Origin of the sequence: Pseudomonas sp. Z1-12, assembly GCF_051132015.1 — a bacterium.
GTDB lineage: Bacteria > Pseudomonadota > Gammaproteobacteria > Pseudomonadales > Pseudomonadaceae > Aquipseudomonas > Aquipseudomonas zanjanensis.
Genome location: NZ_CP071647.1, coordinates 672,267 through 685,886 on the forward strand (window position 1 = coordinate 672,267; position 13,620 = coordinate 685,886).

11 protein-coding genes are annotated in these 13,620 nt (G+C 60.8%); 3 read left to right on the top strand and 8 right to left on the bottom strand.

What is annotated here, in order from left to right; genetic code table 11:
• The first annotated feature begins 50 nt into the window (after positions 1-50).
• From J3P85_RS02885 to J3P85_RS02895, 3 genes are all read left to right on the top strand, one after another.
• On the top strand, positions 51-860 hold the full coding sequence (locus J3P85_RS02885) for a hypothetical protein (RefSeq protein WP_434704832.1): 810 nt from the start codon (positions 51-53) through the stop codon (positions 858-860).
• 61 nt (positions 861-921) lie between these two features.
• Positions 922-1,653 carry a hypothetical protein gene (locus tag J3P85_RS02890; RefSeq protein ID WP_434704833.1) on the top strand — a complete coding sequence of 244 codons (732 nt, stop codon included), beginning with the start codon at positions 922-924 and terminating at the stop codon, positions 1,651-1,653.
• Positions 1,646-2,326, top strand: a complete 681-nt coding sequence (locus tag J3P85_RS02895) for a hypothetical protein (RefSeq protein ID WP_434704834.1) — start codon at positions 1,646-1,648, stop codon at positions 2,324-2,326. Before J3P85_RS02890 ends, J3P85_RS02895 begins: the two co-directional genes overlap by 8 nt.
• A 37-nt stretch (positions 2,327-2,363) precedes the next feature.
• On the opposite strand, the gene J3P85_RS02900 is transcribed toward J3P85_RS02895, so the two are convergent.
• The 8 genes from J3P85_RS02900 to accC all read right to left on the bottom strand — a co-directional run bounded on the left by J3P85_RS02900 (position 2,364) and on the right by accC (position 13,620).
• Positions 2,364-5,141 carry a response regulator gene (locus J3P85_RS02900; RefSeq protein ID WP_434704835.1) on the bottom strand — a complete coding sequence of 926 codons (2,778 nt, stop codon included), beginning with the start codon at positions 5,139-5,141 and terminating at the stop codon, positions 2,364-2,366.
• Between the two features lie 99 nt (positions 5,142-5,240).
• Positions 5,241-6,536 (bottom strand): phosphoribosylamine--glycine ligase, encoded by a 1,296-nt coding sequence (purD, locus tag J3P85_RS02905; protein WP_186707878.1) that lies wholly within the window; start codon positions 6,534-6,536, stop codon positions 5,241-5,243.
• 156 nt (positions 6,537-6,692) lie between these two features.
• Positions 6,693-8,300, bottom strand: a complete 1,608-nt coding sequence (gene purH, locus J3P85_RS02910) for a bifunctional phosphoribosylaminoimidazolecarboxamide formyltransferase/IMP cyclohydrolase (protein WP_434704836.1) — start codon at positions 8,298-8,300, stop codon at positions 6,693-6,695.
• Between the two features lie 83 nt (positions 8,301-8,383).
• Positions 8,384-8,704 carry a DNA-binding transcriptional regulator Fis gene (fis, locus tag J3P85_RS02915; RefSeq protein ID WP_003186237.1) on the bottom strand — a complete coding sequence of 107 codons (321 nt, stop codon included), beginning with the start codon at positions 8,702-8,704 and terminating at the stop codon, positions 8,384-8,386.
• On the bottom strand, positions 8,701-9,708 hold the full coding sequence (dusB, locus tag J3P85_RS02920) for a tRNA dihydrouridine synthase DusB (protein ID WP_434704837.1): 1,008 nt from the start codon (positions 9,706-9,708) through the stop codon (positions 8,701-8,703). The genes fis and dusB overlap by 4 nt, the downstream gene beginning before the upstream one ends.
• A 185-nt stretch (positions 9,709-9,893) precedes the next feature.
• Complete coding sequence (locus J3P85_RS02925; RefSeq protein ID WP_186707885.1) at positions 9,894-11,120, bottom strand: DUF3426 domain-containing protein; 1,227 nt, start codon at positions 11,118-11,120, stop codon at positions 9,894-9,896.
• A gap of 30 nt (positions 11,121-11,150) precedes the next feature.
• Positions 11,151-12,029: a 50S ribosomal protein L11 methyltransferase gene (prmA, locus tag J3P85_RS02930; RefSeq protein WP_123415133.1), complete on the bottom strand. Its 879-nt coding sequence runs from the start codon at positions 12,027-12,029 to the stop codon at positions 11,151-11,153.
• Between the two features lie 232 nt (positions 12,030-12,261).
• Positions 12,262-13,620, bottom strand: coding sequence for an acetyl-CoA carboxylase biotin carboxylase subunit (accC, locus tag J3P85_RS02935; RefSeq protein WP_434704839.1), 1,359 nt, complete (start codon positions 13,618-13,620; stop codon positions 12,262-12,264).

Consider the following 13,620-nt stretch of genomic DNA (forward strand, 5'->3'; position numbering starts at 1 on the left):
ATAAGTTGGTCTCAAGTCCATGGAGGACTTTAATCAATAAGGAAAAGATGATGACTATTAAAGCAGATGCAGTGGTAACCCTGTCTGATCGCGTTGAACGCTTGCAGGCATATGATATATCGACGGATGCAGTTAGGATTGCTCCGCGTGTCCTTCTAGATAATTACACGGTGTTGAATTCTGACATTGAAAAGCCGGATCGTGCATCGGTGGTGGGTGACGGTGTTCTGGCTTTTGTTTCGGGAATGTCCGAGCAAAACCAAGCCGATGTTCAACACTCATATTTATTTGCCTCCTTAGTGGCGAGCAAGCAATTCCCACGGGATGATCAGGGCAAAGAGTGGTATGGCAAGTTTCTAGAGGTTATGCAAACTTGCGGTTGGGTTATTGTCAGGAAGTATTACGACTCTGTCGCGGCCTCTGGCAAGAGCTTCAAGATGGATCAGTTGGTGCTGAGTATCCTGGGCTCGGCGGCAACCGCTGCTGCCATTCCCGGCCCAACTTCATTGCTGATGCTCGAGGTTGCAAGGAATGCTATTAGTAAGTTGGAAGCCCGCGATAGACCACTTCGGCTGTTCGAGCAGAACATCAAGGAGTCCGGCTCCGGAGGTTTTAGTGTGTCGGCATGCCATGAGACGCCGCAGGGTGAAGTTCTTATGGCGATGGGTGCGGTGCGCTTCATTCAACGGACGAATCAGACCCAAGTCTTGTTTGTCAATTGGGACAGTGGTTCGGTCGATCTCTATCGTGGTGAAAGCCACATGGCCATGGTGCCGACGCTGATTAACCTAACCCGAGCGACTATCCTGGGGAAACTGGGGGTCCGTGCGGTAACCAAAATCGAAGAATATGAAATTTGATCTCATATGATCGCTTGGCGACCGCGTTGCGGTCGCCATCTATAAAAGCCAGGGGGTTGTAATGGGCGAACATTATTCGGTGTTTGTGAATGCGGGTGCCGTTATTTTAATGCCGCGGGATATGCTGGAGCAGGAACGACTCGATGTATTGAACTCGGTGTTATTTGCGCAGTTGGTAGCCGACAAAAGAAATCCCAATTTTTCCCAAGTGCAAGCCTGGTATGAAACGTACCGGGAGGTATTGAGTACTGCTTGGTTGCAGAGAGAGGTCGCATGGGAAAGTTTGGCAGTGGGTGACGCCTCGACAGTCAAGTTGACGGATTGGCTGGGGCCCCCATTGGCCGATCATCTTGATTCGGCGACGCGCGATGAAGTCTGTCGCGTATTGAATCGCGTTGCCCAATTACCCGTTACCTCGCCGGCCATTGATGTACTGCGCGAGCACGTTCGAAAGTTCAAGGACGGACCATCAGCCGATGCTCCCGTCGAAGCGGCTTGCAAGGTCAGCCTGCAAGTCATTCTCGTCCAACACGGCCCTGTGCTGAATAGCTTCTATGTGGAGTTCGACACAAGGGAACAAGTGGTTTCCAACCCACTGGGTCAATCTTTCGCCACTGACAGTATCCTGGGCAATATTCAACTGAAGTACTTCCAGGTCAATCTGTCAGATGCGCTTTATGGGCCGCTGCGCGAAGTGATCATTAGAAAATTGGGCGATAAGACAGTGAAGAACATTTTTGACGTTTCGGATGCCCATCAGCACGAGCTGGCCGGGGAAAATCTGTATGATTGATACCTATTTTCAACAGGTCGGCGAGCAAACATTTCTTGGCAGCGCCACTTCAAGGGCTGCGGTCATAGGGGGGAGCCTCGTCTCATGCAATGAAGGCATGTCTGCGCAAGATCGAGAAGATATCTACTTGAGCAACCTATACGCGCAGTTGTCCACGCGCTCGGCGTACCGGGACGGTTTGGTGGGCAATTGGTTCGACTATTACAAGAACAAGCTCAAATACCTGGGGTGGGACACCGCCCGGCAGGTCAGCCTCGCAAGGGCCGGGCGGGGATTGATGGCCGACAGCGTTTCACGGCAGATATCCGAGTCATTGGGGGGGGATTTTTCTCAGCAGGCGAGCCAGGTGTTAGCGGCGTTGAGGAACAAGCCGGATGCGATTGAAGTATTCGAAGGCGCCAGCCTGCAGCGTGACCGAGGTTTTTTCCAGGTGATTCCTTGTGTGTCGAAGGCTCCCGGAAAAGTAGAAATAGCGCTCTATCACAAACAATTCAGTACGCGCAGGGTGGTTTCGAAGTTTTTGTTCTGGCCTATGGAAGACGTCGTGACCACCAGTATCGAGCAGATGGCAATCGTCACATTCAGTACGCTGCATTACGCCACGTTCAGGAAAAAAGTCGCGGCTGCGGTTATGGCCGAAACAACGCGTAATATCCATGCGTTGGAATTGTGAATAGAACTGCAAGTACAAGCGATTGCCGTGCGGTGCCTCAGGAGGTGTGCTCGGCAGTCTTGTTCTGCTGGTCGCGCTGGGCCACCCAGTGTTCGATCAGCTCGCGCAGTTGTGACAGCTCCACAGGCTTGGCCATGTGCCCGTCCATCCCGGCCTGGCGGGCGCGCTCCTTGTGCTCGGCCAGGATGTGCGCCGTGAGCGCTACCACTGGCGTGCGGGTGCGCTGGTTACCCATTTCCCAGGCACGCAATTGTTGGGTAGCGGAGAAACCGTCGAGGATCGGCATTTCGCAGTCCATCAGGACCAGGTCGTAGCGTTGCTCCTTCATGGCCCTGAGGGCTTCCTCACCGTTGCTGGCGGTGTCGGGTTGCAGGTTGAGCTTGCCGAGCATGCCGCGGATGACCTTGGTGGAGATGCTGTTGTCCTCGGCCACCAGGATGCGGAAGTCACTCGGCACTTTCACCGGGATGGGCGGGCCTGCATTCACTTGCATGCTCGTCGCCTGGCCCCGGTTGCGCTGGTTCAGCTCGTCCGCCAGGGTGGTCTTGAGGGTATAGCCGGCCACCGGCTTGGCGAGGATGCGCTTGACCCCGCTGTTGCGCGCTACGATCTTGCTCGGAGCGTTGCTGATGCCGGTGAGCATGATCAACAGGATGTCGTGGTTCAGGCTCGGATCTTCCTTGATCTTGGCCGCCAGTTGCATGCCGGTCATGCCCGGCATGTTCTGGTCCAGCAGCACCACGTCAAAATAATCCCGCAGGTGCGCCTTGGTGCGCAGCAGTGCCAGGGCTTCCTTGCCCGAGGGCACCGCGCTGACGTTCAGGCCCCAGGCGCTGCATTGCTGCACCAGCACTTTGCGGCAGGTGTCGTTGTCGTCGACGATCAACACCCGTGCCCCTTGCAGCGGACCATCGAGATCGGAAGTCGGGTGTTCGAGGCGATCCGGGTCCAGCGGCAAGGTCAGCCACAGGGTACTGCCCTGGTTGCTGCCGCTTTTGATGCCGAATTCCCCGTGCATCAGGATGATCAGCTGGCGGGCGATGACCAGGCCCAGATGGCCGCCCAGGCGTGTGGCCGAGAGAAAGTTCTTGCTGTGCAGCTCGGCGTGCATCAGCGTGTCGCGCTCCTCTGCGTCCATTGGCGTCCCGCTGTCCTGCACGGCGATGCGCAGGCGGGGCTGATGGCTGCGTTCGTCGAGGGCGACGACGATCAGCACTTCGCCTTCGTCGGTCTTCTTCAGGGCATTTTCCAGCAGGCTCAGCAACGCCTGGCGCAGCCGTGTAGGGTCGCCGCTGATCACGCGTGGTACCTGGGGCTGGATGAAACTGATCAGCTCGACGTTCTGCTGTTCAGCCTTGGCGCGGAAGATGCTCAGGCAATCCTCGATCAGGGCATTGAGGTCGAACTGCACATCGTCCAGTTCGATCTGCCCGGATTCGAGCCGGGAAATGTCGAGGATCTCGTTGATCAGGGTCAGCAGTTCATTGCCGGCGCTATGGATCGTCTGCACGTAGTCGCGCTGCTTGACCGACAGCGGCGTGCCCAGCAGCAACTCGGTCATGCCCAGCACACCGTTCATCGGGGTGCGGATCTCGTGGCTGATCTTCGCCAGGAATTCGGCCTTGGCATTGATTTCGGCATTGCTCGCCGCCAGGTCGCGGCTGAGGCTGAAACGGCTTTCGTTGATCGAGCGCTGGCGCTCGCCCAGGGCGACACTCATCAACAGGCCACTGATGCAGATGAAGACCAGCAGGGTGATGATCAAGCCCTGGGGAGGGACTTCCGTAAGCCCTTGCAGTGCCGGAAGGATGATCAGCGTGCCCAGGTTGAAGACCACCATGGCCGCGACGAACAGCCGGGCCGGGCGGTAGCCCTTTTGCCAGTGCCAGGCGCTGACGAACAGCATGCTCAGGCCGGCCAGGGCCACCAGGGCATAGGTCATGATATTGAGTGGCAGCGTGTTGACGAACAACAGCAGCAGGCTGCACAGCATGACGAACACAATGTCCCCCAGCAGCAGCCGGTTCAACGGGTGCGGGCCCAAGGGCGCGAAGAAGCGGTAGGCGAACATCAGGCCGCAGGGCGCCGTCAGCAGTAGCGCCAGGTAGGCCCCGGGCGTCTGCACCGCCGGCCAGTCGGGCAGCCAGGGGCCGGCCAGGTTCAGCAACAGCACCAGGCTGAGCATCAGCAGCCCTTCACAGGCCGCCAGCCACAGGCAACTGCGTGAACGGGTATAGGCGTAGCGGGTGAGGTTGTGCAGGATCAGCATGGCGATGCAGCCGAACAGCAGCCCATAAATCAGCGTCTGGTTCTGATCGGCCGCGGCCGCGACAGCCGATTGCAACGTGACATAGGGGCGCAATTCGTGGCGCGAGGCCAGTCGCAGGTAGACATCCAGGGATTTATCGATGCGCGGCAGGGGCAGCATGAAGTCGCTGCTGGGCACCGTCGGTTCGGTATGCGGCGTGGCATTGCCACTGACTTGTTGATCAACCAGGGTGTCGCCGTCCAGCACGTAGAGGTTCAGGCGTGACAGGTCGGGTGCGAAGATGCGCAGGATCTGTTCGTGCCTGTCCGGGGCCAGGCGGAAACGCAGCCATAACGCACCACCGGGCTCGGCGGCCTTGAGACGGTCCAGATCGATGGGGCTGAATTGATTGGTGTAGCGGGCAGAGCGGATGTCGCTCAGCGTCAGGTCGCCCTGTTCGTCGAGCAATACCGCCCAGCCACTGCCTGGCGCGGCCTGGGCCGGGAGCATGCAGAGCAGCGTCAGCAGGGTGACGGTAAAGCCTATGGCAATCCTGAGCCAGCGCACGGCGAAATCCCTTCGTAGGTTGATGCCAGATTATAACTATGCGCGGCGCCGGAACAGTCAGGCAAGGGCTGCAGACCCTTGCCTGGCTGAATGGCTGGGTTATTCCAGATTTTCGCCACGCTCACGGGCAATGGCACGGTAGCCAATGTCCTTGCGGTAGAAACAACCTTCCCAGTCAATCTCGGCGGCAAGCTTGTAGGCCTGCTGCTGAGCTGCGTCGACACTAGCGCCCAAGGCGGTGGCGCAAAGCACACGACCGCCGGCCGTGACCACTTGCCCATCCTTCAATGCCGTGCCTGCATGGAACACCTTGCCTTCCAGCCGTGCCGCAGCGTCCAGGCCCTGGATCGCGCTACCCTTGGCGTAGTCGCCCGGGTAACCACCGGCGGCCAATACGACGCCGACGCTTGGGCGCGGATCCCATTGGGCTTCGACCTTGTCCAGGGCCTGGGCCAGTGCGGCCTCGACCAGCAGGACCAGGCTCGATTGCAGGCGCAGCATCACCGGCTGGGTCTCAGGATCGCCGAAACGGCAGTTGAATTCGATGACTTTTGGGTTACCAGCCTTGTCGATCATCAGGCCAGCGTAGAGGAAACCGGTGTAGACATTGCCTTCTTCGGCCATGCCGCGCACGGTAGGCCAGATCACCAGATCCATGACGCGTTGGTGCACCTGTGCGGTCACCACCGGGGCCGGGGAGTAGGCGCCCATGCCGCCGGTGTTCGGGCCGCTGTCGCCATCGCCGACACGCTTGTGGTCTTGGCTGGTGGCCATCGGCAGGACGTTCTTGCCATCGACCATGACGATGAAGCTGGCTTCCTCGCCGTCGAGGAACTCTTCGATGACCACGCGGGAGCCGGCGTCACCGAAGGCATTGCCCGCGAGCATGTCACGCACGGCGTCCTCGGCCTCGGCCAGGGTCATGGCAACGATTACGCCCTTACCGGCGGCCAGGCCGTCGGCCTTGATCACGATCGGCGCGCCTTTCTCACGCAGATACGCCAGGGCCGGTTCGATTTCAGTGAAATTCTGGTAGTCGGCGGTCGGGATCTTGTGACGCGCCAGGAAATCCTTGGTGAACGCTTTCGAGCCTTCCAGCTGCGCGGCACCGGCGGTCGGGCCGAAGCAGTCCAGGCCACGGGAGCGGAACAGGTCGACCACGCCGGCGACCAGCGGCACTTCCGGACCGACGATGGTCAGCGAGACGTTCTTCTCGGCGAAATCGGCCAGTTGTTCCAAGGCCAGCACGTCGATGGCGACGTTTTCGCACTTGGCTTCGATGGCGGTGCCGGCATTGCCCGGTGCGACGAAAACCTTCTGTACACGGGGATCCTGGGCCACTTTCCAGGCCAGGGCGTGTTCGCGGCCACCGCTGCCAATGATCAAAACATTCATTTCAAAAACCTCGGATGACGCTAGTTCTGGATGCAGCGCTAAAGCTGCCTTTCTGTGGGAGCGAGCTTGCTCGCGATGGCGGTGTGTCAGCAGATTTCAATGCTGACTGAGCCGCCGCTATCGCGAGCAAGCTCGCTCCCACAGTGGGTCGGTGTGTCAGTGACGGAAGTGGCGCATGCCGGTGAATACCATGGCGATGCCGGCTTCATCGGCTGCAGCGATCACCTCAGCGTCACGCATCGAACCACCCGGCTGGATCACTGCGGTGATGCCGACCTTGGCCGCGTTGTCGATGCCGTCGCGGAACGGGAAGAATGCATCGGAGGCCATGACCGCGCCCTGTACTTGCAAGCCGGCGTGCTCAGCCTTGATGGCGGCGATGCGGGCCGAGTTCACGCGGCTCATCTGGCCGGCGCCGACGCCGATGGTCTGGCGGTTCTTGGCGTAGACGATGGCGTTGGACTTGACGTACTTGGCGACTTTCCAGGCGAAGATCAGGTCGTTGATTTCCTGTTCGCTCGGGGCACGCTGGGTCACGACCTTGAGGTCTTCGCTGCCGATCATGCCGATGTCGCGGCTCTGGACCAGCAGGCCGCCGTTGACGCGCTTGTAGTCCCAGGCCGGCGCACGGTCGGCCGACCATTGGCCGCAGGCCAGCAGCCGCACGTTGGCCTTGGTGGCGACAATGGCGCGAGCTTCTTCGCTGACGGAAGGGGCGATGATTACTTCGACGAACTGGCGCTCGACGATGGCCTTGGCAGTCTCGGCGTCCAGTTCGCGGTTGAAGGCGATGATGCCGCCGAAGGCCGACTCGGTGTCGGTGGCGTAGGCCAGTTCGTAGGCCTGGCGGATACCGCCCTCGGCGTCTGGGCTCACGGCCACGCCGCACGGGTTGGCGTGCTTGACGATCACGCAGGCCGGCTTGACGAAGCTCTTCACGCATTCCAGCGCGGCGTCGGTATCGGCCACGTTGTTGAACGACAATTCCTTGCCTTGCAGCTGGGTGGCGGTGGCAATGCCGACTTCGGCGGGCTTGGCTTCCACGTAGAACGCCGCGCTCTGGTGCGGGTTCTCGCCGTAGCGCATTTCCTGGGCCTTGACGAACTGGGTGTTGAAGGTGCGCGGGAATTCGCTGCGGCCTTCCGTGCCCAGGGTTTCGGCAGCCTGGTTCACGGTGCCCATGTAGTTGGCGATCATGCCGTCGTAGGCAGCGGTGTGTTCGAAAGCCTTGAGCATCAGGTCGAAACGCTGGGCGTAGGTCAGGCCACCGGCCTTGAGGTTTTCCAGCACGCTGGCATAGTCGCTGGCGTTGACTACGATGGCGACGTCCTTATGGTTCTTGGCCGCCGAGCGGACCATGGTCGGGCCGCCGATATCGATGTTCTCGATGGCGGTCGGCAGGTCGCAGCCAGGCTTGTTGATGGTGGCTTCGAACGGGTAGAGGTTGACGGCTACCAGGTCGATTGGCTTGATGCCGTGTTCGTTCATGATGGCGTCGTCGATGCCGCGACGGCCGAGGATCCCACCGTGGATTTTGGGATGCAGGGTCTTGACCCGACCGTCCATCATTTCCGCAAAACCGGTGTAGTCCGCGACTTCCACTGCGGCGATCCCGTTGTCCTGCAGCAGCTTGAAGGTTCCGCCGGTGGAGAGAATCTCGACGCCCAGCTGTTGCAGCTCGCGGGCGAATTCGAGGATCCCGGTCTTGTCGGAAACGCTGATCAAGGCGCGGCGGATCGGCAGGCGGGTGGTCTGGTCGGTCATTTCAATTTCCATCAAAAGCAAGGGAAGTCAGCAAAAAAGGCGACCGTTTTTGATGCGGGCGCCTTTCTGGTTCGATTGAATGCTTACAGCAGGTCGTACTGCTTGAGTTTCTTTCGCAGGGTGCCGCGGTTCAGGCCCAGCAGCTCACTGGCTTTGGTCTGGTTGCCCTTGACGTAGTTCATCACGCTTTCGAGCAGAGGCGCCTCGACTTCGGAAAGCACCAGGTTGTACACATCCGTGACGGCAGCGCCTTCAAGGTGGGCGAAATAATTGTGCAGCGCCTTCTCGACACTCCCGCGAAGGGTCTGGCCTTCTTCGCTGGGCGTATTGAGGTGCTGTTTCAAATTCACGTTGTCGCTCACGGGTGTTGTTCCACTCACTAAAGTCTCGGTCATCATCGTCATGCGGCCACCCCTTCGTCCCCTGTCAGGCTCTTGTAACGCTCAGCGAAGAACGCCTGAACGTCGGCGCATTGTGCTTGCGTACCATCCAAACGATTGAAACGGGCGCGAAACTCCCTGGCGCCCGGCAGGGTTGCGAGATACCAGCCCACATGCTTGCGAGCGATGCGTACGCCCATGACTTCTCCGTAGAAGGCATGTAGCGCGGCCAGATGCTCTAGCAGAATACGTTCCACTTCGGACAACTGCGGCGCAGCGAGCTTTTCGCCGGTGCGCAGGTAATGTTCGATCTCACGAAAAATCCATGGCCGCCCCTGGGCGGCCCGGCCGATCAACAGCCCATCGGCACCGGTCGCGTCCAGCACGTACCGGGCCTTCTCCGGCGAATCGATGTCGCCGTTGGCAAACACCGGAATCGACACCGCCTGCTTGATCGCGGCGATGGTGTCGTACTCGGCCTCGCCGGTGTACAGGTCGGCACGGGTGCGGCCATGCACCGCCAGCGCCGTGATACCCGCCTGTTCGGCGATCTTCGCCACCACCAGGCCATTCTTGTTCTCCCGGTCCCACCCGGTGCGGATCTTCAGGGTCACCGGCACATCGACCGCGGCGACGACTGCCTGCAGGATCTCGGTGACCAGCGCTTCATCCTTCAACAGCGCCGAGCCGGCGGCCTTGTTGCAGACCTTCTTCGCCGGGCAGCCCATGTTGATGTCGATGATCTGCGCCCCCAGCTCGACGTTCGCCCGGGCCGCCTCCGCCAGCATCTGTGCCTCGCCACCGGCGATCTGTACCGAGCGGGGCTCGGGATCGCCTTCGTGGATCATGCGCAGACGTGATTTGCGGGTGTTCCACAAACTCATGTCGCTGGTGACCATTTCCGAAACCACCAGGCCTGCGCCCAATCGTTTGCACAACTGACGAAAGGGCTGGTCGGTGACGCCCGCCATGGGGGCGAGAACCAGGCCGTTCTGCAATGTATATGGGCCGATGCGTACCGCCGACATAGGACTTCCCTGAAGTGGGGCCGGATCATGAGACTTCGAAAAAGGGTTGGCATGATACCCGCTCTCGATGACTGGTTAAAGATCGAATTGGATAAAATCTGAACAGCTAATTTGTTATCGCCAGCGGTTTGGTCTGGGCGGGGTCAGTCAGAAAGCTGCCGTCAATTGGCCGACCCTGGCCGGCTTCATTCGGGGGAATGGAAGCTCAGACTGTAGTTCACCGCCTTGGGACCCGGATCCAGGATATCCAGTGCGATGTGGATGGGCGTCTGCGGCGGCATTTCGCCGCGGCCCTCGAGGTCGCCGCCCAGGTACTCCCCGGGCTTGAAGCGACGGCTGGCGATCAGGTGCCCGTTGAGGTCGGCAAAGCGCAGTTCCAGCAACGGAAAAGGTTGGGAGAAGGGCGCACGGTTGTAGATGATCGCGTCCACTATCAGGGCGCCGCTGAATTCCGGATGGCTGCGTACCACCAGGTTGCTGCTCTTGATCTTGGCGATGTCGACCTTGGACGGTACGTCGCAGCCGATGGTCGGGCAGATTTGCAGGAACCACGGCCGGTACTGGTCCTGGCGGGCCAGTTCTTCGAAATGGTAGGCGATGTACTGGCCACCCAGGGCTGCGGCGGCGAGCAGGATCAGTAGAATCCACAACAGGCGTCGGCCCCAGGGCGAACGACGTTTGCGCCAGTCCAGTTGCAGCGGGTCGTCGTCCAGGTCGTGGAGGGCTTCGGCGCGTATGCCCGGCTCCTGGCGCTCCCGTGACTTGCGCAGTGGCAGCGGTGGCTCGGGTTCGTCGTCGTGGTCGTCGGTAGCGGACAGGCGCTCGAGGTGTTCTTCGGGTTCGTCGTCCGGTGCGAGGTGGAGTGGGGCGACGGGTTCGTCGTCCGGTTCCAGTGGTTCGAGGGCCAGGGACAGGGACGGTTCGGTACGCGGCGGCCGCGCCGGTTCGTGGGGTTCGAACGGTTCGAAGGGCGTATCGAGGACGGTTTCGACGGGTTCGTCCGAGGTTTCGCTGTACAGGCTGTCGGGCCAGGCTTGTTGTTCGCCGGAAAGCGAATCGCGTTGCGCGCTCAGGTTGTCTTCCCGACGCCGACCGGCACTGCCTGGGGCGCGATTGTCACGTCGCTCCAGACGCGCCAGTTCCTTGTCCAGGTCATCCAGGTCCAGTTCGGCGGCGCTCCATTGTTTCTGGCTGATGGCCCGGGGTGGGGCTTCGGCGGCAGGCTTGGCGGGCGGCGCGACGGCGGGCGCGACTGGCTTGCCCGTGCGTTGTTCCAGCAGCTGTCGTGCGGCATTGAACACTTGCAGGCATGAGCCGCAACGAACCACCCCGCGGGCCACGCTCAATTGAGCATGGCTGACGCGAAAACGGGTGTGGCAATGCGGGCACTGGGTGACGAAGCTGTCAGTCATGCGGCAATCCGGTGGATACAGGCGCTCATTCTAGCGCCGACGTCCGGTGATGCGCACCCAGCCATCGCGATTGGCGATCGGGTCCAGGTCAAAGTCCGCGGCATAAGCGGCGGCGACTTCTTCGCCCTGTTCGGCGAGGATGCCCGACAGCGCCAGGCGTCCACCCGGCTTGACCAGGCTCGACAGTTGCGGCGCCAGGGACACCAGCGGGCCGGCGAGGATATTGGCCACCAGCACGTCGGCCTGGACCTGTGGCAAGTCCTGCGGCAAGTACAGCGGGAACAAGGCTTCGGCGATGTTGTTGCGACCGGCGTTGTCGCGGGAGGCTTCCAGGGCCTGGACGTCGATGTCGGTGCCGACCGCTTCCTTGGCGCCCAGCAGGAGCGCGGCAATCGCCAGGATCCCTGAGCCACAGCCGAAGTCGAGTACGTTGCAACCCTTCAGATCCTGGCCGTCGAGCCATTCCAGGCACAGCGCGGTGGTCGGGTGGGTGCCGGTGCCGAACGCCAGGCCCGGGTCCAGCAACAGATTGACCGCGTCCGGCTCCGGCGCGGCATGCCAGCTCGGGACGATCCACAGGCGCTGGCCGAAACGCATCGGCTGGAAGTTGTCCATCCAGCTACGTTCCCAGTCCTGGTCCTCGATCACTTCGCTGTGATGCTCGGGCAGCGGGCCGCCGGTCAGCAGTTCCAGATGGGCAAGGACACTGGCCGCCTCGGTGCCGCCTTCGAACAGGGCCAGCAGGTGGGTGTGGGACCACAGCGGCGTGGTGTTGAGCTCCGGCTCGAAGATCGGCTGGTCTTCGGCGTCCATGAAGGTTACCGATACCGCGCCTACTTCAAGAAACGCGTCTTCATAGGTTTCGGCTTGTTCCGGGCTGATGGCCAGGCGTACTTGCAGCCAAGGCATGGCGGGCACCTTTGAAAAATGATGATTGCAGCCTAGCGGCCAGCGAAGCGCGCAAGTTTACGCGAGCGCAAAGCTTTTGTGGGAGCGAGCTTGCTCGCGAAAGCGGTCTGTCAGTCACATTGATGTCAGCGGATACATCGCTTTCGCGAGCAAGCTCGCTCCCACAGGTTTGCGAAACCTGCAGGTACGACAAAGCCGCCCAAAGGCGGCTTTGTCTGGTGCGGGCTGAAGCTTACTGCTTTTCGCCTGCCAGCTTGTGCTCGAGGTAGTGAATGTTCACGCCCCCTTTGCAGAAGCCTTCGTCACGAACCAGATCACGGTGCAGCGGGATGTTGGTCTTGATCCCGTCCACCACGATTTCGTCCAGCGCATTGCGCATGCGCGCCATGGCTTCGTCACGGGTCGCCCCGTAAGTGATCAGCTTGCCGATCAGCGAATCGTAGTTCGGCGGAACGGCATAACCGCTGTACAGGTGCGAATCGACGCGAACGCCATTGCCGCCCGGGGCATGGAAATGCTTGACCGTGCCAGGGCTTGGCATGAAGGTCTTCGGGTCTTCGGCGTTGATCCGGCATTCCAGCGCGTGACCGCGGATGACCACGTCATCCTGGGTGAACGACAGCTTGTTGCCGGCGGCGATGCTGAGCATCTCCTTGACGATGTCGATACCGGTGACCATTTCCGAAACCGGGTGCTCCACCTGAACACGGGTGTTCATTTCGATGAAGTAGAAACGACCGTTTTCGTAGAGGAACTCGAAGGTACCGGCGCCACGGTAGCCGATGTCGATACAGGCCTTGACGCAGCGAGCCAGGACTTCCTGGCGAGCCTGCTCGTCGATGCCCGGTGCCGGCGCTTCTTCGAGGACCTTCTGGTGACGACGCTGCAGCGAGCAATCGCGGTCGCCCAGGTGGATGGCCTGGCCCTGGCCGTCGGACAGTACCTGGACTTCGACGTGACGTGGGTTGGTCAGGAATTTTTCCAGGTAGACCATCGGGTTGCCGAACGCCGCGCCAGCTTCGGAGCGGGTCAGTTTCGCCGAGGAAATCAGGTCTTCTTCCTTGTGTACCACGCGCATGCCGCGACCACCGCCGCCGCCAGCGGCCTTGATGATCACCGGATAACCCACTTCGCGACCGATGCGCAAAGCGGTTTCTTCGTCTTCAGGCAGCGGGCCGTCGGAGCCCGGAACGGTCGGCACGCCGGCGGCAATCATGGCGTGCTTGGCCGACACCTTGTCGCCCATCAGGCGGATGGTGTCGGCTTTCGGACCGATGAAGGCAAAACCGGAGTTTTCCACCTGTTCGGCGAAGTCGGCGTTTTCCGCCAGGAAACCGTAGCCCGGGTGAATGGCGGTGGCGCCGGTCACTTCGGCAGCGGCGATGATCGCCGGGATGTGCAGGTAGGAGTGCGCAGCCGACGCCGGACCGATGCAGACGGATTCGTCCGCCAGGCCCAGGTGCATCAGTTCTTTGTCGGCCTTGGAGTAAACGGCGACGGTCTTGATGCCCATCTCTTTGCAGGCACGCAGAATCCGCAGGGCGATCTCACCGCGGTTAGCGATCAGAACTTTTTCCAACTTCGCAGTCAT

Coding starts and splice junctions, on each gene's coding strand:
- J3P85_RS02885 (WP_434704832.1), top strand. CDS start 51: ATGACTATTAAAGCAGATGCAGTGGTAACCCTGTCTGATCGCGTTGAA.
- J3P85_RS02890 (WP_434704833.1), top strand. CDS start 922: ATGGGCGAACATTATTCGGTGTTTGTGAATGCGGGTGCCGTTATTTTA.
- J3P85_RS02895 (WP_434704834.1), top strand. CDS start 1,646: ATGATTGATACCTATTTTCAACAGGTCGGCGAGCAAACATTTCTTGGC.
- purD (WP_186707878.1), bottom strand. CDS start 6,536: ATGAATGTTTTGATCATTGGCAGCGGTGGCCGCGAACACGCCCTGGCC.
- purH (WP_434704836.1), bottom strand. CDS start 8,300: ATGACCGACCAGACCACCCGCCTGCCGATCCGCCGCGCCTTGATCAGC.
- fis (WP_003186237.1), bottom strand. CDS start 8,704: ATGACGATGATGACCGAGACTTTAGTGAGTGGAACAACACCCGTGAGC.
- dusB (WP_434704837.1), bottom strand. CDS start 9,708: ATGTCGGCGGTACGCATCGGCCCATATACATTGCAGAACGGCCTGGTT.
- J3P85_RS02925 (WP_186707885.1), bottom strand. CDS start 11,120: ATGACTGACAGCTTCGTCACCCAGTGCCCGCATTGCCACACCCGTTTT.
- prmA (WP_123415133.1), bottom strand. CDS start 12,029: ATGCCTTGGCTGCAAGTACGCCTGGCCATCAGCCCGGAACAAGCCGAA.
- accC (WP_434704839.1), bottom strand. CDS start 13,620: ATGACTGCGAAGTTGGAAAAAGTTCTGATCGCTAACCGCGGTGAGATC.